Origin of the sequence: Sphingobium sp. B11D3A (assembly GCF_025961695.1) — a bacterium.
GTDB lineage: Bacteria > Pseudomonadota > Alphaproteobacteria > Sphingomonadales > Sphingomonadaceae > Sphingobium.
Window position 1 is genome coordinate 1,203,124 of record NZ_JAOQOE010000001.1, and the last position, 20,803, is coordinate 1,223,926.

A 20,803-nucleotide genomic window follows, 5' to 3' on the forward strand; every position below is an offset into this window, starting at 1 on the left:
TTAAATCACTGTGGAGAGAGGCGGGCGGGTGCGCTGCGCATCCACCCGCCTCCATTGTCATCTATTGTGTCAGGCGGTCGGCAGCGACGTGCAGGCGCGGGTGGTGTCCGAGCCGTTGTCAAAGGTCGCCGTGCCGGAATTGCAGGTCCAACCCTGGTACCAGCTGTCATTGGCGTCCTTCACCGCGCCGATGTAGTTCACCGCCGTGAAGAAGGAGCCGAGGGTCGTCACGTCGAAGGCGCTGACGCCATTCTCGGTGATGCCGTTGACGAACACGCTCACCAGCGACGGGGTATAGGCTGCGCTATTGTTTGTGCCGGCCTGGAAGATGGCCTGCACGTCAGCCGCCGTCACGCTGTTCTTCCCGAAGAAGGCACCGCTGGACGGGCACTGCATCTGCACCGAGCGGAAAACGGGCGCGCCGGCTTCGTCGGTTGCGGCATCGACCGTGGCAGAAGCCGTCGCCGCCTGGCTGATGCCGAGGCAGGGGAAGTTCGGGCTGATGACGATGCTGTTGACCAGCGTGTAGTCGGCCGCACCACGGATGTAGACTAGCGCGCCGTTGCTGTTGGCCGTCGAACGACCGATGAACGTGGCGTTGGACACCTTGGTGTTCTGGCGCGGCGTGTTGGTGGTGAAGGCATTGTCGCTGTCCGCCTCGATGAACGAGTCGCCGGCGCCGCCGCCAGCGCGGTGGATGCCGAGGACGAACTGGATGTTCGCCTTCACGCCCGTGTCAGTGTCGAGGATGTCGTCCTCAGCGCCCGTCGACACGAAGTGCTTCATATTCACCACGCCACCGAAAGCTTCGACCGCATCGTCCGAGCTGTTGTGGCTCTGGATGTGATCGAGGGTCGTGGCCGAGCCGACACCGCCCAGCGTGAGCGACTGGAGCTCCGAGTTCGCGCCCAGCACATAACCAGAGTAGCGGATCTGGACGTAACGCATCGTACCGCTGTTATCCGCCACGATCTGACCGCCGAAATAGGCCGGGTCAGCCGCGCCCTCGGTCTGACGATAGCAATCATTGGAGCCCGGGGTCGCGCCGCCGATGGCGCAATCGGTGGTCGGCGCACGGCCGAGCAGCACAACGCCGCCCCACTGACCCGACTTGGAGTCGTCATTCAGACCAAGCACATTGTCGCGGCTGGTGAAAATGATCGGCTTTGCGACGGTGCCGACAGCGTTGATCTTGTTGCCGCGATTGACCGCCAGCCAGGAGACGCCGGTGCCGCCATAGACGATCACGCCAGGCTCGATCGTCAGCGTAACCGCGGGGATCGTGCAGCCGGAGGGGACCAGCGCATCCGAAGGACCGCGATCGCAACCGACATCGACTCGCCCGGGGAGCTGATACAGCAGGCCGGCGAGCTTGGGCAAAGTCACGTTCGCACGAATTTGTGCCGGAAGGCTGCAAACGCGCCAGGTGCCCGTGGAGCCCGTGATCGTGCCTGCGTCGGTCAGTCCCTGCGGATCTGCAATCGTGGGGCACCCGGCAGCCGGCGTCACGCTCGTTGTCGGCGTAGGTGTGGGCGTCGGCGACGGGGTGGGTGTCGGGTTGACGATGACATTGCCGCCCGTGCCCGGTGACGCGATATCCTGCGCACCGCAACCGGCGAGCAGCGGCAGGGCTACGCCTGCCAGCATGAAGTTGATAGTCCGATTGATCAGTTTCATCGTCGTCTCCGCTGCCGGATGTTCCGGATTTCGATTGCAGGACGGCCAACGGGAGTAGCGACTCTGTGAAGTCCCCCTTGCGCCCTCGGCGCGGCAGCTAGGCGATGAGTGTGACAGCGGGATGCAATCCCCGCGTCATCCGCGTGACGGATTCATGTCAGTTTTATTGCAGGGGCTTGGGGCAGCGACCGACCACATGGACGAGGCCGCGAAGATCGGCCCAACTTTCGGAAGCGGGAGGACGTACGGCATTGGAGCTGCCGGTGGCGGGCGCGCCGTACCCCTCAATAGAAAAAGGTGCGCAAGACCTGCGTCCGCGCACCTTTTCGGGATGATGTCCGGCCGGAAGCCGGATCGGCCTCAATGCTGATCGAGGCGCGCCAGCAGGGTGCGGGCGACGGCGTGGCTCGAATAGCTGGCGCCATCGGCCAGATCGAGCTGCTCGGCGGGCAGCGACTGAACGCGCATCAGCGCCTCGCGCGCCTCAGCCTTGCGCTGCGTGCGCGCATAGACCGTCGCGATGTTGATGAGCCGCGCGGGATCCGCAGCATCGGTCATGCTGGCCGGCTGCAGCAAGCGCTCGGCTTCGTCCAGATTTCCGGCAGAAATGGCGGTGGCGGCATAGCTGCCCGTGGCGCCGCCGGTCTGAGCGATCGCGCCTGTGCAGCCCAGTGCCGCGAGCGCGGCGCCTCCTGCAATCAAAATCTTGAAATTCATGACAATTCCTCTCGTATCTTTTGAAATCTTACCGAGAGTATTTCAGTTTTATGACTCGCTATCAATATTCGAACAAAAATTTTTAAATTAACAAAATCATAAGGATAGTCATGATTTTTTGTATGTACGTACGAGAGTAACATTTTGTCATAATTCTGTAATATTCATGATTCTGGGCTTTGCAGCGACGCTTGGGCGCGAAACGCCAGAACCGCGCGAAGCAGCGCCCCAAAGAAGTCGGGTCTTCAAAAGCTGTGCGAGAAGGGCTGAGGTGGGGAGCTTCTGTTGCCCGGCGCTCCCCGTGCCGCTGGAATCCGATTCTGTTGCCCGGTTCGGTCCAACCGCGTTCTGTTAGGGTAATGTCAGGCCGTGAGGCCCTCAATTACGCTGCAAGAGCAAGTGCTTCGTTATCGTTGGCACTTATGGGTTTTGAGCCTTGAACGGGTTACTCAGCCCGGGCAAAAACAGCGTTTTTCAACACACGTCGATCCTAGTTCGGCCCCGTCAGGAACAGTTCTTCCTGAAAGGAAGAGCCACTTCTGGTGGAGCCGCCGGGTACCGCCCCCGGGTCCGCTGCGCCTATTACACGCCGCAGTTTATCGCCATAGCCGGACAAGCCGGCAGATCCTCATATAGGGATCAATTCGCGGTTGAGAAGCCCGCAGACGCAAACAGCCCGGCATAATCCCTGTGGACTATGCCGGGCCGGTCGAACCAAACGCTCAGCGAGCGTTCAGATCAATTGGCAATTCACTTGGCCGCGTCGATCGCGTCAGCCTTCTCGTCGCCCATGTTCCGCACGGCATCCGCACGATTTTCAAGACGATCCACGGCGTTTTCCGCGCGGTCTTCAGCAGCGCCGTTCATGTGGTCGCTCGCCTGCTCAAGCTGGTCAGCCTGGTTGTCAATCGCGTCCGCCCGGTTGTCATAGGCATCTTCGACGTTCTGCGCTTCCTTGGAATCGCATGCGGCCAGCGTCAGGGCTACGCCTGCAGCGGCAAGGATCATCATGGGTTTCACGCGTCTGTCTCCTGTTAGGTCCCGCCATCTGTCACGAGACTGCAAACAAAACCCCCGCAGCGACAAAGGTTCCCGGCTCGGCAACCTTTCGTTCACCCCAATGCGACGGACCGATCAGGGCTTCGCCTTCAGAACGTCGCGGATTTCCTTGAGAAGATCGACCTCAGAGGGGCCAGCGGGCGCTGCAACTTCCTCCGCTTTTTTCTTAACGAAGAAGCGGTTGGCCTGCCGCACGATCAGGAAAATGACGAACGCCAGAATGAAGAACTTGATCACCGCCGTGATGAACGAGCCATAAGCGAACACCGGCACCGCCGCAGCCTTCATGGCCTCCAGCGTGGGCTCCGTCCCGTCGGGGACGGCGGCCAGCGGAACGAAGTAGTTGGAGAAATCCAGGCCGCCGAGCAACGCGCCGATGATCGGCATGATGAGATCGTCCGTCACCGAACTGACGATGGCGCCGAAGGCTGCGCCGATGATGACGCCCACGGCGAGATCGAGGACATTGCCCCGTGCGATGAAGGCTTTGAATTCGGTCAGCATCGTGTTTCTCCCCTGCCGTCTGCGGGCTGCTGATGATGGATTTGGATGATGCGGGGCAGCTAAGCCCGTTGCGGGCGGGCAATCAACACCCTATTTAGCGTATCACTCAAGCGATACACCGCCTTATGAGGGGACAGACCGCCATGGCCACGCTTTCATCGCCATTCAAAGCACTGCGCATGTTTCTGCTGCTTGCCTTGCCGCTGGCGCTGGCGGCCTGCGGCATCAATTCGGTGCCCACCGCCGAGGAAAATGCCAAGGCCAAATGGGCTGACGTGCAGGCGGCTTATCAGCGCCGGGCCGATCTTATTCCCAATCTCGTCGCCGTCGCGCGCAATTCCGCGCAGATCGAGCGAGAGACGCTGGAAGGCGTGATCAGTGCCCGCGCGTCCGCGACGCAGGTGCAGGTCACTGCAGATCAACTGAGCGACCCGGCCAAGGTCCAGGCGTTTCAGGCCGCGCAGAACAATGTGAGCGGCGCCCTCTCCCGCCTGCTTGTCACCGTCGAGCGCTATCCCGACCTCAAGAGTCAGGAGCGCTTCGCGGACCTGATGACCCAGCTTGAGGGCACGGAAAACCGCATCAACATCTCGATCCGCGACTATAATCTCGCGGTGCAGGATTATAACACGCGCATCCGCACCTTCCCGGAGATGATCGGCGCCAAGCTGATCCATGGCGCCAAGCCGCTGACGCCCTTCGAGGCCAAGGCCGGCGCTGACACCACGCCGGATGTCGGCGCGATGTTCAACGGCAATTGACCCGTTCCCACCGCCCTGTCGCGCCGGCCATCGTGCCGGCGCTGATGCGCTTTATGCTGGTGCTGGTCGCGCTGCTCATGCTGCGGCCGGATGCGGCGCTTGCCCAGAGCTTTCCCGCGCTGACGGGGCGGGTGGTGGACGGCGCCGACATTCTCGACCCCGCCACAGAGGCAGCCCTTACCCAGCAATCCGAAACGTTGGAAAAAACCACCGGGCGCCAGCTGGTCGTGGCGACCGTGCCGGACCTCAATGGCTATGAGATCAGCGATTATGGCTATCGGCTTGGTCGCGCCTGGGGCATCGGCGAGAAGGACACCAACAGCGGCGTGTTGTTGCTGGTCGCGCCGAACGAGCGCCGGCTGACCATTCAGGTCGGCTATGGTCTGGAGCCGATCCTGACCGATGCGCTATCCGGCCGCATCATCCGCGATGTCATCACGCCGCGCTTCCGCGATGGGGATTTTCCGGGTGGCATCAGCGCGGGCGTCGCCGAGATCGTGCGCATTCTCGAACTGCCGCCCGAAGAACAGCGCAAGCTCGCCTCGGCCGCGGCCGAGCAGGACAAGCGCCAGGCGGGCAAGGGCTTCGGGCCGGCGATCTTCCTCGCAATCTTCATATTGTTCTTCGTCGTGCTGCCCATTTTCGGGCGGTTGCGCGGCGGCCGGCGCTATCGCGGCGGCATCCACCCCATCATCATCTGGGGGGCGGAAGCGGCCATTCGCAGCGCGCTCAACAGTCGCGACAATGATGGCGGCGGCTGGGGTGGCGGCGGTGGCTGGGGCGGCGGTGGCGGATTTTCCGGCGGTGGTGGCAGCTTCGGCGGCGGCGGCGCGAGCGGAGGCTGGTGATGGGCAGGCGGATTTCCATGAGCGAGGCCGATCATCGCATCGTCACCGATGCTGTGGCGAAGGCTGAACTGAAGACAGACGCGGAGATCGTGACCATCGTCGCGCGCCGCTCGGATGCCTATCATGATGTCGGGCTGCACTGGTCCTTGCTGTTCGTGCTGCTGGTGCCGCTGATTGCTGCCGCCTTCCCCGCAGCCTATGAGCGTGCCTTGATCGGCCTGACCGGCGGCTGGCATCATGAGTTGCCGCGACACCTGCTCTACCTGCTGATGTTCGGGCAGATGTGCCTGCACTTCCTCGTGATGCGCTATCTGCTGGCGATCCCAGCGCTGCGGATGCTGGCGACGCCCGGCGCGACCAAATCGCGGCGGGTGCGGCGGCGCGCTCTGCTGCTGTTCCGTACTTCGGCCGAGGCGCGGACCCGCCGCCTTACGGGCATGTTGCTCTACCTCTCGCTGGATGAGCATCGCGCGGAAATCGTGGCAGACGAAGCCATCGCCTCGCGCGTGTCGCCGGAAGTCTGGGGCGAAGCAATGGCTGCGATGATCGACGAAGTGCGCGCCGGGCGCATCGCGCAAGGCATGGCGCTCGCCATCGAGAAGGCCGGCCTCATCCTTGCCGAACATTGCCCCAAGAGCGCCGACAATCCCAATGAGTTGCCGGATCGGCCGATCGAACTGTGAGCGACGCCACCCCTGAAGACGAGTTCCGCTTCCCCGAGGAAGCCATGTGGGAGGGCCGGTTCATTACCGCCAAGAGGCGCGGGCGGTGGGAATATGTCTCGCGCGCTCGCGGCATCCGCGCCGCCGTCATCATCGCCATGGATGAGGGCACGGACGGGCGCCATATTCTGCTGGTCGACCAGTTTCGCGTCCCCCTCGGGCGGCGCTGCATCGAACTGCCCGCCGGGCTGGTGGGCGACGAGTCGGCTGGCGAAGAGCCGGGCCTCGCGGCCGCGCGCGAACTGGAGGAGGAAACCGGCTATCGCGCAGGCCGCATGGAGGATCTGGGCGAATATTGGAGCTCGCCCGGTATGGTTTCGGAAAGTTTCACCCTGTTCCGCGCCTTCGATCTTGAGAAAGTGGGCGACGGCGGCGGCGTTCCCGGCGAGGACATCCGCGTTCACCGCGTCCCGCTCGCCGGCTTCGCCGACTGGATCGCAGGCCGCCGCGCGGAAGGCTATGCGGTGGACGTAAAGCTACTCACGCTGCTCGGCGGCGCGATGATCCGCTGAGGCTGTTCCGCTGCGTTGCGCTGATAGCGATCCTCCCCTACCTAGCCCGCCAACCGGCTGCGAGCGCCGGCGACACCCAACCGGATGCCATTGTTCATGCCCAAGGTCGCCATCAAGATTTGCGGGGTCAAGACCGCCGAAGCTATCGATGCGGCCGTGCGGGGCGGCGCGAGCCATGTCGGCCTTAATTATTTCCCGCCCAGCCCGCGTTATCTCGCGCCCGATCGGGTGAGCCTCATCGCCGCGCGGGTGCCGGCCCATGTGAAGCGGGTGGGTGTTCTTGTGGATCCGAGCGATGATCTGATCGATACACTGGTCGCTGCCGGCGGCATGGAGATTGCCCAGTTGCATGGACGAGAGACGCCGGAACGGGCTGCGGCCATCCGCCAGCGCACCGGGCTGGAGGTCTGGAAAGTCATCTCCGTGAAGACCGCCGGCGATCTCGCGACCGGTGCGGCTTTCGCCGGCGCGGCCGACTTCCTGCTTTACGATGCCAAGACGCCCGACGGCGCGGTGCTGCCCGGCGGCATGGGCCTGCGTTTTGATTGGCGCCTCCTCGCCGGCCATCGCCCGCCCCTGCCCTGGGGCCTCTCGGGCGGGCTGGACGCGGAGAATGTCGCCGATGCCATTCGCCTGACTGGCGCGCCGCTGGTGGATGTCTCTTCCGGCATCGAGAGCGCGCCGGGCGTCAAGGATGTGGCCAAGATCTCTGACTTTTGCCGTGCGGCGCAGGCTGGCTGATTGGATCCCCCTGGCGGTTCGCGGACGCTGTGCGGGATCGAATGCACGTGATTGCGGTTGAGCTTTCATGCCGATGACGACCAACCCCGAATGGCTTCACCTTGCGCTCTATGCGGGCGGTGCGGCGCTGATCCTCATTCTGATCTTCAAAATCCCCTATGTGGGGCGGGCTTTGCGCGCCCTGTTTTCGTTCGCCTTGCTGGCGTTTGCCTTGTTCGTGCTGTTCCAGCAGGCGCCATTCGACCCGTCCCTGTCCCGATTCAGCAGCCGGCTCGGCGTCGACTCTCAGCAAGTCGTGGGCGACGAGGTGCGCATCCGGATGTCGCCCGACGGCCATTTCTGGGCGACAGCGCAAATCAATGGCGTCGACCGGCGGATGCTCATCGATAGCGGCGCCACCGTCACAGCGCTGTCCACGGGGACGGCGGACCTCGCAGGCGTGCCCCGCGGGGCCAGCCTGCTGCCGGTCGTGCTCCAGACGGCGAACGGTACGGTGCAGGCGGAAACGGGCACGGTCGAGCGCCTCGCGATCGGCCCGCTGACAGCCCGAAATCTCAAGGTCGTGATATCCCCCGCGCTGGGTGACATTGACGTGCTGGGGATGAACTTTCTCTCCCAACTGGCCTCCTGGCGCGTGGAGGAGCGAACCCTGATCCTCGTGCCCGCCCCGCCCGCCTGATGGATCAGGACCGAGGGCAAAACGGGCGCCGCTCGCGCAACTGCCCCAAAGGCCAGCCGCCGAATGCGTCAATGCGGTGGACAAGGCCGCGACCTTCTGCAAAGCGGTTGGGAATGATGACACTGCCTGCCATAGCCAGATGCATCGGGACACGATGGCGCTGATCGCTCGACCCTTTCGACGCGACCCGACCCCAGTGACCAAGAGAGACGCACAGTGACTGCTGCAACCACCCTCCCCAATTCCCGCCCCAATTCCTTGCGCGCCCTGCCCGACGAGCGCGGCCATTTTGGCCAGTTCGGTGGCCGTTATGTGGCCGAGACGCTGATGCCGCTCATCCTCGACCTGGAGCGCGAGTATCGCGCCGCCAAGGAAGACCCGGCTTTCGAAGCCGAGTTCAATGGCCTGATGACGCATTATGTCGGCCGCCCCTCGCCGCTCTACTTCGCGGAACGGCTGACCGCTTATTATCGCGAGCGCGCCAAGCCCGGTTTCGGCGCCAAGATCTATTTCAAGCGCGAGGAGCTCAATCACACTGGCGCGCACAAGATCAACAATTGCATCGGCCAGATCCTGCTCGCGATCCGCATGGGCAAGACGCGGATCATCGCCGAGACCGGCGCAGGCCAGCATGGCGTGGCGACGGCGACCGTTTGTGCCCGCTTTGGCCTGCCGTGCACCATCTTCATGGGCGCCAAGGACATCGAGCGGCAGCAGCCCAACGTCTTCCGCATGAAGCTGCTCGGCGCGGAAGTGCGCCCCGTCACCAGCGGATCGCAAAGCCTCAAGGATGCAATGAATGAAGCGCTGCGTGACTGGGTGGCGACGGTGGAGAACACCTTCTACATCATTGGCACCGCCGCAGGTCCGCACCCCTATCCAGAGCTGGTGCGCGACTTTCAGAGCGTGATCGGCAGGGAAACCCGCGAGCAGATGCTGGCTGCCGAAGGGCGCCTGCCCGATCTGCTGATCGCGGCCGTGGGCGGTGGCTCCAACGCCATCGGTATGTTCCACCCGTTCCTCGATGATCCCGATGTAGCGATGGTCGGCACCGAGGCAGCCGGCCACGGCATCGATACGGACAAGCACGCCGCCAGCCTCACCGGCGGCAAGCCCGGCATCCTCCACGGCAACAAGACCTATTTGCTGCAGGACGAGGACGGCCAGATCACCGAGGCGCATTCGATCTCGGCGGGCCTCGATTATCCCGGCATCGGCCCCGAGCACAGCTGGCTGCATGAGAGCGGCCGCGTGCGCTATGTGCCGGTAACGGATGTGGCCGCACTCGACGCGTTCCAGCTCTGCTCGCAGCAGGAAGGCATCATTCCCGCCCTCGAAAGCGCCCACGCGCTCGCGGCGCTGGAGGCGGAAGCCACGGCGATGCCGCAGGACAAGCTGATCGTCGTCAACGTCTCCGGCCGCGGCGACAAGGACATCTTCACCGTCGCCCAGGCGCTGGGAGCGAAGATATGAACCGCCTCACCTCCACCTTCGCCCGCACCCGCTCAGAAGGGCGCGCCGCACTCGTCACCTTCGTCACCGGCGGCGATCCGACGCCTGCTGACACGGCCTCTGTGCTCGATGCATTGGTCGCGGGCGGCGCGGATGTGATCGAGCTGGGGATGCCGTTCACTGATCCCATGGCGGACGGGCAGGCCATTCAGTCCGCCAATCTGCGCGCGCTGGCGGCGGGGATCAGCACGGCGAAGATCTTCGAGATCGCCGCCGCCTTCCGGGCCCGCCATCCGGAGACGCCGCTGGTGTTGATGGGCTATGCCAACCCGATGACCGTACGCGGCGCCGACTGGTTCGCCGCCGAATGCGCCAAGGCGGGCGTCGATGGCGTGATTTGCGTCGACATTCCGCCCGAGGAAGATGCCGAGCTTGGCCCGGCGTTGCGCGGCGCCGGCGTCTCGCTCATCCGCCTTGCGACGCCGACCACGGATGCCGCGCGCCTGCCGGCCGTGCTGGAGGGCGCCTCGGGCTTTCTCTATTATGTGTCCGTCGCCGGCATCACCGGCTTGCAGCAGGCAGCGCAGACCAGCATCGAGTCCGCCGTCGCCAAGCTCAAGGCCGCAACCGATCTGCCCGTGGCCGTTGGCTTCGGCGTGCGCACGCCCGAGCAGGCCGCCGCCATCGGCGCGGTGGCTGAAGGGGTCGTCGTCGGCTCGGCCATCGTCGAGCTGGTCGGCAAGCATGGCGCCCAGGCCGCTGGCCCGGTCCGCGACTTCGTGGCGACCCTGCGCGCCGCGCTCAATCAGAAGGAGAAAGCCGCATGAGCTGGCTGAACCGCGTTCGCAATGCCCTGCCCTTCATCGCCAAGAAGGCCGAGACACCGGACAATCTCTGGCACAAATGCACGAGCTGCGGCCAGATGATCTTCCAGAAGGAATGGGACGAGAATCTCTCGGTGTGCCCGCGTTGCGACCATCATGGCCGGATCGGCCCGCACACCCGCTTCGCGCACATCTTCGATGAGGGCACGATTCACATCCTGCCCGCACCGGTGGTCAAGGAAGACCCGCTCAAGTTCCGCGATTCCAAGCGCTACACTGATCGCCTGAAGGCCGCCCGCGCGCAGACCGGCGACCAGGATGCGCTGATCAATGCCTCCGGCCGGATCGAGGGCCAGCCGGCTGTTGTCGGCGTGCAGAACTTCGCCTTCATGGGCGGCTCGATGGGCACGGCAGTTGGCGCGGCCTTGGTCGCGGGCGTGCAGGAAGCCGTGCGCCAGTCCTGCCCTTATGTGATCTTCACAGCCGCTGGTGGCGCGCGGATGCAGGAGGGCATCCTCTCGCTGATGCAGATGCCCCGCGCCACCGTCGCCGTGCAGCAACTGCGCGCGGCTGGCCTGCCCTACATCGTGGTGCTGACCGATCCAACCACCGGGGGCGTCACCGCCAGCTATGCGATGCTGGGCGACGTGCAGATTGCCGAGCCCAATGCGCTGATCGCCTTCGCCGGTGCCCGCGTGATCGAGAACACCATCCGCGAGAAGCTGCCCGAGGGCTTCCAGCGGGCCGAATATCTGCTCGCACACGGCATGATTGACATGGTGACGCATCGCAAGGAAATGAAGGCGACGCTGGCCAAGACGATCGGCTATCTGACGACGAAGCAAGCGGCATAAAACCACCGATTTCCGTCCCGTCCGCGCCTGCCTGAGGACTCGCCGACCTGCGCAGCAGGGCGGGTCTCCCGGCAAGCAGGCCGGGCGGTACCTGACCCAGAGGCCTTGCGATGGCTGACCACGCCGTTTCCGACCACCCTGCTGTGCAGGCACAACTCGATCGCCTGATGGCGCTTTCGCCCGGCCGTGACGTGCTGGGGCTGGAGCGTATCAGCGAACTCGTCCGCCGGCTGGGCAACCCGCATCTGGAGATGCCGCCGGTCTTCCATGTGGCCGGCACCAACGGCAAGGGATCGACCTGCGCCTATCTGCGCGCGGCGCTGGAAGCGGACGGCAAGAGCGTCCATGTCTTCACCTCCCCCCATCTCGTGCGGTTCAACGAGCGCATTCGCCTCGCCGGTACGTTGATCGACGATGACACGCTCGCCCGCGCGCTGGAGCAGGTGCTCGACATCGGCGGCGATCTGAACGCCAGCTTCTTCGAGATCACCACCGCCGCAGCTTTCATGCTGTTCGCCACCGTGCCGGCGGATGCCTGCGTGATCGAGGTCGGCTTAGGCGGACGGCTGGACGCGACGAACGTGATACAGTCGCCGGTCGCCTGCGGTATCGCCTCGCTGGCGATCGACCATGAGAGCTTCCTGCTCGCGCCGGACCATGACGTGCCGGAAGACCCGCTGAGCCGCATCGCCTTTGAGAAGGCCGGCATCGCCAAGGCCGGGGCGCCATTGGTCACCCAGCATTATCGCCCGGCGATGAACGCCACGATCGCCCGCGTGGCCGACAAGGTGGGTGCCGCGCATCTGCCGCGCGGGCGGAGCTGGGACATCGCCGAATATCAGGGACAGTTGCATTATCGCGACGAAGCCGGGCGCATCGAATTGCCGATGCCCCGCCTCCACGGCGCCCACCAGATTTCCAATATGGGCCTCGCCATTGCGATGCTCCGTCACCAGCAGGCGGTGCCCCTGCCCGAGGCCGCGCTGCGCGCCGCACCGCTCTGGGCGCACTGGCCCGCGCGCATGCAGCGTCTGGAAGGCGGTCCGCTCAACGCGATGCTGCCCGGGCGGACGCTGATGCTCGATGGCGGGCATAATCCCGATGCCGGCAAGGCGCTGGCCGATGCGCTGACGGAAAGCCATCTGGCCGATGAGGGCATCGACCTGATCATCGGCATGCTCTCGAACAAGGACGTCGCCGGCTTCCTCAAGCCGCTCCGCCCCTTGATCCGCTCGATCCGCTCCGTGCCGGTGCCCGGCCATGAGCATCACGGGCCGGAGGTCTTCGCGCAAGTTGCCCGTGCCTGGGAGGTGCCGCATCGTAGCTTCACCACGATCCAGGAGGCGCTGACGGATGTCGCCGCCGGACCGCGACGCACGGTCCTGATGGCGGGTACGCTCTATCTGGCCGGGCAGGTGCTGGTCGCGAACAACCAGCCGCCGGTCTGAGGCGCGTCGCTAATCGTCCTGCGTGCTGGGCTGTCTAACGGACTCCACCACGAAGCCTTTCGTCCACATGATCCAGAGCAGGATCATGCCCGGGATCGCTGCCACGACGGTGAACGCCCAGAAACCGACCCAGCCCAGCCCCTCGGCGAGATAGCCCGAAGGCGTCGAGAGCCATGTCCGGCCGACTGCGGCGAAGGATGAGAGCAAAGCAAACTGCGTCGCGGTATAAGCCAGGCTCGACAGGCCGGACAGATAGGTGACGAACACCGTCAGGCCGATGCCGCTGGTGAAATTCTCCGTCCCCACCGCCAGCGCGAGCATCGGCGTCGAATGTCCGGCCACGGCCAGCGCGCAGAACAGCAGGTTGGAGAGCATCATCATCGCACCGGAGACGAACAAAGCACGCCCCATGCCCAGCCGGGCGATGAACGGTGCGCCCAGCGCCGACCCGGCAATCAGCGCGGCAAAGCCGACGAACTTGTTGACGGTGACATATTCGGTGTCGGTAAAGCCCAGCTCGACGATCATCGGCGCCAGCATCACCTGCCCCATGGCATCGCCGATCTTGTAGATCAGCACGAAGCCCAGGACGAGAAAGGCGCCGTGGCGGGAGAGGAACTCACGGAACGGATTGACGATGGTCTCCTTGAGCCAGTCGCCCATCGCCAGCCCTTCGCGGACCGCGCGGTGCTCCACATAGCGCCCCGGCCCCGCCAGCAGCGCGCCAATCGCTGCCGGGAGCACGCAAAAGGCAGTGATGCCATAGGCGACGGCCCAACCCAGCCCGGCGCCTTCAGTGGAGGCGAGGAAGATCGTCCCAGCGCCGGCCAGCAGATTGCCGGTGCGATAGCCGAACTGGTTCATCGCCGTACCGTGCGGCAGTTCCTGCTCGCTCAGGATTTCGATGCGATAGGCATCGATCACGATGTCCTGCGTGGCGGAGAGGAAGGCGACGGCGATGGCCCAGAGCGCAAAGCGCGCCAGATCGGTCGCCGGATCGCTGGCGCCCAGTTGCCAGATCGCGCCAAACAGCAGCGCCTGAATGAAGAACAGCCACGCGCGCCGCTGCCCGAACAAGCGGGTGAGCACAGGCAGCGGCACCTTGTCGACAAGAGGCGCCCACAGGAATTTGAGCGTGTAGGGGGTCGTCAGGCCGATAGCGAAGCCGATCGTGGACTTGTCGATGCCGACCTTGGAGAGCCAGAAGGTCATGGTCGCCAGCAGCAGCGTCAGCGGAAAGCCGCTCGATATGCCGAGCAGGAACGCGACGAACGGCATGGGCCGCAAATAGGGACGAAAGCTTGGAACGAAGAAGCCGCTCGCCACGACTGCACCGACAATCACGGCGAATATGAGGGTCTGCGACATGCACACTCCGACTGCTTGGGCCTGAACGCGCAGTCTTAGAGCGCTATGCCGGAATTCAAAGCATCGTTTTTGCCGGCGCGCCTCAGCGCAGCCCTCAGTTGCGCTTGAAGAGCTTCAGCCCCGCCGGCAGCCGGCCCGGCGAACGCCCGCCTATCACCCGCTCGCACACGCCAATGGCACGGATAAGATCGCGCGGCAGAAACGGCTTGGAGAGGCATCCCAGCGCAATGTCCTGATCGCGCGCTTCCTCCGGGCAGGTGGCCGTCGCGAACAGCACGGCGATGCCGAGTTCGCGGGCATGGCGGGCCAACTCGACGCCCGAGCGGACACCGGCAAGCCGCACATCGGTCACCACCAGATCGACCGCGCCCTGTTCGAGGATGATCGCCGTCGCTTCCCGGAAGCGATCGACCGTCGCGACCACCTCATAGCCGGCCGTCTGGAGTGTGTGTTCTTCATCGAACGCGAGCAGCGGCTCATCCTCGACGATCAGGATGCGGCGTATTCGCTGCGTCTCCTTCGAGAAAAACATTGCCGCCTCATTCCCGTTGCGCCAAACCGCAGACCGAAAACGGATCGATCCCGGCGCACAAAAACGCTAGGTCGCGCGGCTGCGATTCGCCAGTGCAGCGATGACACAGCCGCCCCAAAAACGGACACAGATTTTGTCGAACACTCGTGGACCTTCCGGACCTCGCCGTCCCCAGCGCCCTGTAGCCGGTGCTACCGATCGTCGAGCCCAGCCGCCCAGAGCGCGCCGGGGCGCAGGCCGCGTCGCGCCGCAGGTGCGCCAGGCCGCCGATGATGGCACCGCGCGAGAGGGCGAGCGCATTGCCAAGCTGATGGCCCGCGCGGGCGTCGCCTCCCGCCGGGATGTCGAGCGGATGATCGCCGAAGGGCGCGTGGCGCTGAACGGCACGCTGGTGGAAACGCCCGCAACGCTGCTCAAGTCGCTGCGCGGCGTGACGGTGGATGGTGTGGCGGTGAAAGAACCCGCACCGGCCCGCATGTTCCTGTTCCACAAACCCGCAGGTCTCCTCACCACCGCCAAAGACCCCGCCGGGCGTCCGACCATTTATGATCGCCTGCCCGCCGACCTGCCGCGCGTGATGCCGGTCGGCCGGCTCGATCTCAACACGGAAGGTCTGCTGCTGCTCACCACCGATGGCGAGCTGAAGCGGCAGCTGGAATTGCCCTCGACCGGTGTCGAGCGCACCTATCGCGCGCGTGCCTTCGGGGAGATCAGCCAGGCCCAGCTTGAAGAACTGATCGAGGGCGTCGAGATTGAGGGGATGCGCTATGGCCGCATCGACGCCAATCTGGAGCGGCGGACCGGGCGCAATCAGTGGATTGAAATGACGCTGACCGAAGGCAAGAACCGCGAAGTGCGGCGCGTGCTCGAACATCTCGGCCTCAAGGTCAGCCGGCTGATCCGGACCCGCTACGGTCCCTTCGTGCTGGGCGATTCCGCGCCGGGTGAAGTGGCCGAGGTGCGCCAGGTCGATCTCATCAAGTTCCGCAAGACGCTCAAATGAGGATCATCTCAGGACAATGGCGGGGCCGCCCCCTGGTGGCGCCAGTCGGCGAGGAAACGCGCCCTACAGCGGATCGCACACGCGAGACACTGTTTTCGATGCTGACCAGCCGGCTTGGTTCGTTCGAAGGGCTGGCGGTGGGCGATTTCTTTGCCGGCTCCGGCGCGCTGGGCTTTGAGGCGCTCTCTCGCGGGGCAGCGACATGCCTGTTCGTCGAGCGCGACCGGGCTGCGATCGCCGCCTTGCGTAAAAATGCCGAAAAGCTGGGACTGGCGCGTCCCGACATCCGCCAGAACGATGTTCTCGCGCTTGGCGCCACGTCAGCGCCGCTGGATGTGATTTTTATGGACCCGCCTTATGGCACCGGCGCGGGTGCCGTCGCCCTGGACAAGCTCGCCCGGCTCGGCTGGGTCGGCCCGAGCACCTGGGTGAGCATCGAGACCGAAAAGCGGGAAGAGATCGCGGTCAAAGGCTTCGATTGCGATGCCGAGCGCGTGGTCGGCAAGGCAAAATTGGTCCTCCTGAGGCCAGCGACCTAGACGGACGCCGACCTCAGCAGAAGCTCAGTTAATTATTGCCCGCCGGGGTTCTTGCACCCGTCCTTCACGGTGCGCGAGCAGACCGGATATTCTGCCGGGGGCTGCGGAGCGGTCTGCTCCACGGGCCGCTGCGGCATCATCTCAACCTGACCACCACCGGGGGGCGGAGGCGGCGGCGTCATCGTGCCGCCGGGTGCAGGGGGCCGCGGGGGAGCCGGCGGCGGCGGCGGCGGGTTCATGCCATCGCCGGGCATGGGGTTACCAGTCGGCGGGGGCATGGTGTCCGTCCCGCCCGGCATCGGCCCGGGTGTGTCGCCCGGCATCGGCGCGGTCGCGGACGGTGGGCCGACCGGCGCGCCACCCGGAGGCGGCATGTCTTGTGCGTGGGCAGCGAAGGCCAGTGCCGAAGCGGCACCGCAGGCGAGAATGGTTGAGAAGCGCATGATCGCATCCTCCTATGAGTGATCGTTCTTGTGGGATGGAAATCCCGCAACGGGACAGCCGTTCCGTGCGAACCATCCGCCGCAGACCGCCGGGGGCGTAATCGGGATGAAGCGGTCGGAACGCACGCCAAGGCCCTTGCCCCCGCCCCACCCGTTCCCTAGTTGTTCGCCTGTGACCGATCCTTTGCCAGCCCCCTCTCCTGCCGACCCGCCTTATATCCAGGGCCTCAATGCGCCGCAGCGCGAGGCCGTGCTGACCACGGAAGGGCCAATTCTGGTTCTGGCCGGCGCGGGCACAGGCAAGACAGCGGCACTGACCGCGCGCCTCGCGCATCTGGTGGCGACCCGCCGCGCATGGCCATCAGAGATCCTGTGCGTCACCTTCACCAACAAGGCCGCCCGCGAGATGCGCGAGCGCGTGGGGCGGATGATCGGCGAGGCGGTCGAGGGCATGCCCTGGCTCGGCACCTTCCACTCCGTCTGCGCCAAGATGCTGCGCCGCCATGCCGAACTGGTCGGGCTGCAGAGCAACTTCACCATTCTCGATACCGACGACCAGTTGCGCCTGATGAAGCAGATCATCGTCGCCGAGGGGATCGATGAGAAGCGCTTCACCGCCCGCGCGCTGGCCGGACTGATCGACAAGTGGAAGAACAAGGGCCTCACCCCCGGTGAAATCGACGCGGGCGAGAGTGAGACCTTCGCCAATGGCAAGGGCGCGGCGATCTATGCGCTGTATCAGGCCCGCCTGCGCGCGCTCAACGCATGCGATTTCGGCGACCTGCTGCTGCACATGCTGACGATCTTCAAGACCGATCGCGTGGTGCTGGAGCAATATCAGCAGCGTTTCCGCTACATCATGGTGGACGAGTATCAGGACACCAACACCAGCCAGTATCTCTGGCTGCGGCTGCTCGCCCAGCAGCGCAAGAATATCTGCTGCGTCGGCGATGATGACCAGAGCATCTATAGCTGGCGCGGCGCGGAAGTGGCCAACATCCTGCGCTTCGAGCGCGATTTTCCCGGCGCCGCGATCATCCGGCTGGAGCAGAATTATCGCTCGACGCCGCACATCCTTGCCGCGGCCTCCGGCGTCATCGCGCAGAATGGCGGGCGGCTCGGCAAGACCTTGTGGACCCAGGAGGCCGATGGCGAGAAGCTGCGCGTCATCGGCGTGTGGGACGGGCCGGAAGAGGCCCGCCGCGTCGGCGAGGAGATCGAGTCGCTGGAGCGGCAGGGCGTCGGCGCCGAGAAGATCGCGATCCTCGTGCGCGCCTCCTTCCAGACTCGCGAGTTCGAGGACCGCTTTATCCAGATCGGCCTGCCCTACCGCATCGTCGGCGGCTTCCGCTTCTACGAGCGCGCCGAAATCCGCGATGCGCTCGCCTATCTGCGCCTCGTCAACCAACCGGCGGATGATCTTGCCTTCGAGCGGATCGTCAATGTCCCCAAGCGCGGCCTTGGCGACAAGGCAGTCGAGAAGGTGCACCGCCTCGCCCGCGCCATGGGGGAGCCGCTCACCAGCGCGGCGGCCCGTATTCTCGACACGGACGAGCTGACCCCGCAGGCGCGGCGCTCGCTGGGACGGTTCATCGGCGATCTCGCCCGCTGGCGCGATCTCGCCAATGCGATGAACCACGCCGATCTCGCGCGTCAGATTCTAGACGAGAGCGGTTACACCGCTGCGCTGCAGGCCGAGCGTACGACGGAGGCCAGCGGGCGACTGGAGAACCTGCAGGAACTCACCCGCGCCATGGAGGAATATGAGACGCTCGGGGCCTTCCTCGAGCATGTCAGCCTCGTCATGGACAATGAGGCGCAGGCGGATGAAGCCAAGGTCACGCTGATGACCATCCACGCCGCCAAGGGACTGGAGTTCGACACCGTGTTCCTGGCGGGCTGGGAGGATGGCCTGTTCCCCTCGCAACGCGCGCTCGATGAGGGCGGCCTTGCCAGCCTGGAGGAAGAGCGTCGGCTGGCTTATGTGGCGATCACCCGTGCCCGCCAGCGCTGCTTGATCCTGCACGCCGCCAACCGGCGGGTCTATGGCCAGTGGACCAGTTCCATCCCCTCCCGCTTCATTGGCGAGTTACCCAAGGAGACGGTGGACGAGGAAAACACCATGTCCGGCGGCGCCAGCCTGTGGCGCGCCAACTGGTCCGAACGGGATGATCCCTTCGCCAATGTCGCGCGCGGCTCAGGACGCGGACCGGGCTGGCAACGCGCTCAAAGCCAGTTCTCGCGTGAGCCGACGCGCCTCGTCGAAGCGCGGCAGAGCGCTGTGAGTCTCGGCAACAAGGGCCGCAGCGACGTCAGCCTCGGCACCCGCGTCTTCCACCAGAAGTTCGGCTATGGGACGGTGACAGGCATTGAGGGCAACAAGCTGGAGATCGATTTCGAGCAGGCCGGCGCCAAGCGGGTTCTGGACAGCTTCATCAGCCTCGCCTGAGGTGCGGCACCTCAGGCGGCGCAATTGTGTTCCTGACGCCGCAGGTGCCCCAGGAAAAATGACAAGCTGCTTTATTTCCTGATGACTCATTAACCCTGTTTTCTTAGGGCGGAGCTGCGACCCGAAGGGCGCTGGTAGCCCCAGTGCTCAAACTCGGCCCGGCGGAGCGTGGGTTCCTGCCGGGCCTTTTTCGTTCCGCCCAAGCGAAGGCGCGCGGCAATCGAAAATCTTTGCCCTGCGCGCGTTTTGGTCCGTTGCGCCGTCGCCAGCCTTGCGCCAAGGAACATGCATGGTCAGCCCATCTTCTCGCGAGCCTGACGGCACCGCCGGGCGCAAGCCACCGACCCATCCCTTTCAGATCGGCGCCTTCCGCGCCTATCTGATGGTGCGCCTGTCGACGATCCTCGCGTCCAACGGCATGGCGCTCATCATCGCATGGGAAGCCTACAACATCGCGCGCCAGACCATGTCGCCCGGGCAGTCGGCGGCGCAGCTGGGACTGATCGGCCTCATCCAGTTCGTCATGGTCTTCATGCTGACGCCCTTTGCGGGGCTCGTCGCGGACAATTATTCGCGCACCCGCATCGCCATGGGCACGCTCTCGCTGCTGCTCTTCTCGGCAGGGATTTTGGCGCTTTCCAGCTATGAAGGGTGGATTAGCCTGCCACTGATTTTCGCCCTCGCCGCGCTGATCGGCTTCGCCCGCGCTTTCCAGGGGCCGGCGCTCGGCTCTTTGGGCCCGAACATCGTCCCCAAGGACCTGCTGCCCCGCGCCATCGCATTCAGCAGCATGTTCTGGCAGGCCGGCAGCATCGTCGGGCCGGCCGTCGCCGGCTATGCCTATGCGTTCAAGCCCTATTTCGCCTACATGTTCAGCAGCGCCCTGTTCGGCGTAGCGGTCATCGGCATGATCTTCGTCGGCAAGGTCCCGCAAGCGGCCCGCCAGCGCGACCGTCATCCCATCGGCCAGATCATCGACGGCCTCACTTATGTGCGGACCAACCGGCTGGTCTTCGGTGCCATCACGCTCGATCTGTTTGCCGTGCTGCTGGCCGGCACCACAGCGCTGCTGCCGGTCTATGCGCGCGATGTGCTCCATATCGGCTCGCAGGGCCTGGGACATCTTGCCGCAGCGCCCGGCATCGGCGCGGGTCTGACGGCGCTGTTCTTCTCGTTCCGGCCGCTGCGCCACAATGTCGGGCTGAAAATGATGCTGTCCGTCGGCATCTTCGGGTTGGCGACCATTGTCTTCGGCCTCACCGCCTTCATGCCGCAGCAGACCGCGATCATCGTCGCCCTGTTCGCCATGGCGACCTGGGGCAGCGCGGACATGTTCTCTGTGTTCGTCCGCCAATCACTCATCCAGCTCCACACCCCCGACGACATGCGCGGCCGGGTGACCAGCGTATCGATGATGACGATTTCCGCCTCGAACGAGCTGGGCGATGCCGAGTCGGGCTTTCTCGCCGCGCTCATCGGGCCGATCGCTGCTGTGATTGCCGGCGGCGTGGGTGCAATCGCCATCACCTTGTGGTGGTCGCGCCTTTTCCCTGAATTGCGGAACGCCCGGACGTTCGATCCGCCCGAGGTTCATTTACGACCTTCCCACGCGGGCGCCACTCCCGCAAAAGAAGGATAGAGTCCGCCCCTTGCAAATCTCTATCGATTAAG

At 64.9% G+C, this 20,803-nt stretch carries 21 protein-coding genes and 1 other RNA gene; 14 read left to right on the forward strand and 8 right to left on the reverse strand.

Annotated features, from left to right (window positions below; translation table 11 throughout):
• Positions 1–69: 69 nt before the first annotated feature.
• From M2332_RS05725 to mscL, 5 genes are all read right to left on the reverse strand, one after another.
• Positions 70–1,677 carry a hypothetical protein gene (locus M2332_RS05725; RefSeq protein WP_264573311.1) on the reverse strand — a complete coding sequence of 536 codons (1,608 nt, stop codon included), beginning with the start codon at positions 1,675–1,677 and terminating at the stop codon, positions 70–72.
• Positions 1,678–2,037: 360 nt separating this feature from the next.
• Positions 2,038–2,394, reverse strand: coding sequence for a tetratricopeptide repeat protein (locus M2332_RS05730; RefSeq protein ID WP_181560245.1), 357 nt, complete (start codon positions 2,392–2,394; stop codon positions 2,038–2,040).
• 270 nt (positions 2,395–2,664) lie between these two features.
• Positions 2,665–3,055, reverse strand: a transfer-messenger RNA (tmRNA) gene (gene ssrA, locus M2332_RS05735).
• Positions 3,056–3,144: 89 nt separating this feature from the next.
• Complete coding sequence (locus M2332_RS05740; protein ID WP_264572283.1) at positions 3,145–3,405, reverse strand: hypothetical protein; 261 nt, start codon at positions 3,403–3,405, stop codon at positions 3,145–3,147.
• Positions 3,406–3,528: 123 nt separating this feature from the next.
• On the reverse strand, positions 3,529–3,957 hold the full coding sequence (mscL, locus tag M2332_RS05745) for a large conductance mechanosensitive channel protein MscL (RefSeq protein WP_264573312.1): 429 nt from the start codon (positions 3,955–3,957) through the stop codon (positions 3,529–3,531).
• Positions 3,958–4,100: 143 nt separating this feature from the next.
• Between mscL and M2332_RS05750 the strand changes: the two genes are divergently transcribed.
• From M2332_RS05750 to M2332_RS05795, 10 genes are all read left to right on the forward strand, one after another.
• On the forward strand, positions 4,101–4,718 hold the full coding sequence (locus M2332_RS05750) for a LemA family protein (RefSeq protein WP_181560247.1): 618 nt from the start codon (positions 4,101–4,103) through the stop codon (positions 4,716–4,718).
• A gap of 44 nt (positions 4,719–4,762) precedes the next feature.
• A complete protein-coding gene (locus tag M2332_RS05755; protein WP_264574903.1) occupies positions 4,763–5,566 on the forward strand; it encodes a TPM domain-containing protein in 804 nt (267 codons plus the stop codon).
• 17 nt (positions 5,567–5,583) lie between these two features.
• Positions 5,584–6,249 (forward strand): TPM domain-containing protein, encoded by a 666-nt coding sequence (locus M2332_RS05760; RefSeq protein ID WP_264573313.1) that lies wholly within the window; start codon positions 5,584–5,586, stop codon positions 6,247–6,249.
• 44 nt (positions 6,250–6,293) lie between these two features.
• Positions 6,294–6,800 carry an NUDIX hydrolase gene (locus M2332_RS05765; RefSeq protein ID WP_264574904.1) on the forward strand — a complete coding sequence of 169 codons (507 nt, stop codon included), beginning with the start codon at positions 6,294–6,296 and terminating at the stop codon, positions 6,798–6,800.
• A 96-nt stretch (positions 6,801–6,896) separates the two neighbouring features.
• The gene (locus M2332_RS05770; protein WP_264573314.1) at positions 6,897–7,541 is read left to right on the forward strand and encodes a phosphoribosylanthranilate isomerase; all 645 of its coding nucleotides are present in this window, start codon (positions 6,897–6,899) and stop codon (positions 7,539–7,541) included.
• Between the two features lie 67 nt (positions 7,542–7,608).
• On the forward strand, positions 7,609–8,220 hold the full coding sequence (locus M2332_RS05775) for a TIGR02281 family clan AA aspartic protease (RefSeq protein ID WP_264573315.1): 612 nt from the start codon (positions 7,609–7,611) through the stop codon (positions 8,218–8,220).
• A 216-nt stretch (positions 8,221–8,436) separates the two neighbouring features.
• Positions 8,437–9,693, forward strand: a complete 1,257-nt coding sequence (gene trpB / locus M2332_RS05780) for a tryptophan synthase subunit beta (RefSeq protein ID WP_264573316.1) — start codon at positions 8,437–8,439, stop codon at positions 9,691–9,693.
• On the forward strand, positions 9,690–10,499 hold the full coding sequence (trpA, locus tag M2332_RS05785; protein ID WP_264573317.1) for a tryptophan synthase subunit alpha: 810 nt from the start codon (positions 9,690–9,692) through the stop codon (positions 10,497–10,499). Before trpB ends, trpA begins: the two co-directional genes overlap by 4 nt.
• Entirely contained in the window at positions 10,496–11,350 is an 855-nt protein-coding gene (gene accD / locus M2332_RS05790) for an acetyl-CoA carboxylase, carboxyltransferase subunit beta (RefSeq protein WP_264573318.1), read from the forward strand. The genes trpA and accD overlap by 4 nt, the downstream gene beginning before the upstream one ends.
• A 110-nt stretch (positions 11,351–11,460) precedes the next feature.
• A complete protein-coding gene (locus M2332_RS05795) occupies positions 11,461–12,798 on the forward strand; it encodes a bifunctional folylpolyglutamate synthase/dihydrofolate synthase (protein WP_264573319.1) in 1,338 nt (445 codons plus the stop codon).
• A 9-nt stretch (positions 12,799–12,807) separates the two neighbouring features.
• On the opposite strand, the gene M2332_RS05800 is transcribed toward M2332_RS05795, so the two are convergent.
• Together M2332_RS05800 and M2332_RS05805 are read right to left on the reverse strand one after the other, a co-directional pair.
• Positions 12,808–14,166 carry an AmpG family muropeptide MFS transporter gene (locus M2332_RS05800; RefSeq protein WP_264570926.1) on the reverse strand — a complete coding sequence of 453 codons (1,359 nt, stop codon included), beginning with the start codon at positions 14,164–14,166 and terminating at the stop codon, positions 12,808–12,810.
• Positions 14,167–14,260: 94 nt separating this feature from the next.
• A complete protein-coding gene (locus M2332_RS05805) occupies positions 14,261–14,698 on the reverse strand; it encodes a response regulator (protein ID WP_181560256.1) in 438 nt (145 codons plus the stop codon).
• A 100-nt stretch (positions 14,699–14,798) separates the two neighbouring features.
• Between M2332_RS05805 and M2332_RS05810 the strand changes: the two genes are divergently transcribed.
• On the forward strand, positions 14,799–15,701 hold the full coding sequence (locus M2332_RS05810; protein WP_264570927.1) for a pseudouridine synthase: 903 nt from the start codon (positions 14,799–14,801) through the stop codon (positions 15,699–15,701).
• On the forward strand, positions 15,698–16,240 hold the full coding sequence (gene rsmD / locus M2332_RS05815; protein WP_264570928.1) for a 16S rRNA (guanine(966)-N(2))-methyltransferase RsmD: 543 nt from the start codon (positions 15,698–15,700) through the stop codon (positions 16,238–16,240). Before M2332_RS05810 ends, rsmD begins: the two co-directional genes overlap by 4 nt.
• 32 nt (positions 16,241–16,272) lie before the next feature.
• Here rsmD and M2332_RS05820 read toward each other — a convergent pair whose 3' ends face one another.
• Entirely contained in the window at positions 16,273–16,683 is a 411-nt protein-coding gene (locus M2332_RS05820; RefSeq protein ID WP_264573320.1) for a hypothetical protein, read from the reverse strand.
• A gap of 106 nt (positions 16,684–16,789) precedes the next feature.
• Between M2332_RS05820 and M2332_RS05825 the strand changes: the two genes are divergently transcribed.
• On the forward strand, positions 16,790–19,132 hold the full coding sequence (locus M2332_RS05825; protein ID WP_264573321.1) for an ATP-dependent helicase: 2,343 nt from the start codon (positions 16,790–16,792) through the stop codon (positions 19,130–19,132).
• 289 nt (positions 19,133–19,421) lie between these two features.
• Positions 19,422–20,771 (forward strand): MFS transporter, encoded by a 1,350-nt coding sequence (locus tag M2332_RS05830; RefSeq protein WP_264573322.1) that lies wholly within the window; start codon positions 19,422–19,424, stop codon positions 20,769–20,771.
• Positions 20,772–20,803: the final 32 nt, after the last annotated feature.

What these genes read in the sequence shown, in the direction of transcription:
- rsmD (WP_264570928.1), top strand. Translation starts at nt 15,698, where the DNA reads ATGAGGATCATCTCAGGACAATGGCGGGGCCGCCCCCTGGTGGCGCCA.
- M2332_RS05825 (WP_264573321.1), top strand. Translation starts at nt 16,790, where the DNA reads ATGAAGCGGTCGGAACGCACGCCAAGGCCCTTGCCCCCGCCCCACCCG.
- M2332_RS05805 (WP_181560256.1), bottom strand. Translation starts at nt 14,698, where the DNA reads ATGTTTTTCTCGAAGGAGACGCAGCGAATACGCCGCATCCTGATCGTC.
- trpA (WP_264573317.1), top strand. Translation starts at nt 9,690, where the DNA reads ATGAACCGCCTCACCTCCACCTTCGCCCGCACCCGCTCAGAAGGGCGC.
- M2332_RS05830 (WP_264573322.1), top strand. Translation starts at nt 19,422, where the DNA reads ATGGTCAGCCCATCTTCTCGCGAGCCTGACGGCACCGCCGGGCGCAAG.
- mscL (WP_264573312.1), bottom strand. Translation starts at nt 3,957, where the DNA reads ATGCTGACCGAATTCAAAGCCTTCATCGCACGGGGCAATGTCCTCGAT.
- M2332_RS05800 (WP_264570926.1), bottom strand. Translation starts at nt 14,166, where the DNA reads ATGTCGCAGACCCTCATATTCGCCGTGATTGTCGGTGCAGTCGTGGCG.
- M2332_RS05810 (WP_264570927.1), top strand. Translation starts at nt 14,799, where the DNA reads ATGACACAGCCGCCCCAAAAACGGACACAGATTTTGTCGAACACTCGT.
- accD (WP_264573318.1), top strand. Translation starts at nt 10,496, where the DNA reads ATGAGCTGGCTGAACCGCGTTCGCAATGCCCTGCCCTTCATCGCCAAG.
- M2332_RS05755 (WP_264574903.1), top strand. Translation starts at nt 4,763, where the DNA reads ATGCGCTTTATGCTGGTGCTGGTCGCGCTGCTCATGCTGCGGCCGGAT.
- M2332_RS05765 (WP_264574904.1), top strand. Translation starts at nt 6,294, where the DNA reads ATGTGGGAGGGCCGGTTCATTACCGCCAAGAGGCGCGGGCGGTGGGAA.
- M2332_RS05740 (WP_264572283.1), bottom strand. Translation starts at nt 3,405, where the DNA reads ATGATGATCCTTGCCGCTGCAGGCGTAGCCCTGACGCTGGCCGCATGC.
- M2332_RS05730 (WP_181560245.1), bottom strand. Translation starts at nt 2,394, where the DNA reads ATGAATTTCAAGATTTTGATTGCAGGAGGCGCCGCGCTCGCGGCACTG.
- M2332_RS05775 (WP_264573315.1), top strand. Translation starts at nt 7,609, where the DNA reads ATGCCGATGACGACCAACCCCGAATGGCTTCACCTTGCGCTCTATGCG.
- M2332_RS05795 (WP_264573319.1), top strand. Translation starts at nt 11,461, where the DNA reads ATGGCTGACCACGCCGTTTCCGACCACCCTGCTGTGCAGGCACAACTC.
- M2332_RS05820 (WP_264573320.1), bottom strand. Translation starts at nt 16,683, where the DNA reads ATGCGCTTCTCAACCATTCTCGCCTGCGGTGCCGCTTCGGCACTGGCC.
- M2332_RS05770 (WP_264573314.1), top strand. Translation starts at nt 6,897, where the DNA reads ATGCCCAAGGTCGCCATCAAGATTTGCGGGGTCAAGACCGCCGAAGCT.
- M2332_RS05750 (WP_181560247.1), top strand. Translation starts at nt 4,101, where the DNA reads ATGGCCACGCTTTCATCGCCATTCAAAGCACTGCGCATGTTTCTGCTG.
- M2332_RS05760 (WP_264573313.1), top strand. Translation starts at nt 5,584, where the DNA reads ATGAGCGAGGCCGATCATCGCATCGTCACCGATGCTGTGGCGAAGGCT.
- M2332_RS05725 (WP_264573311.1), bottom strand. Translation starts at nt 1,677, where the DNA reads ATGAAACTGATCAATCGGACTATCAACTTCATGCTGGCAGGCGTAGCC.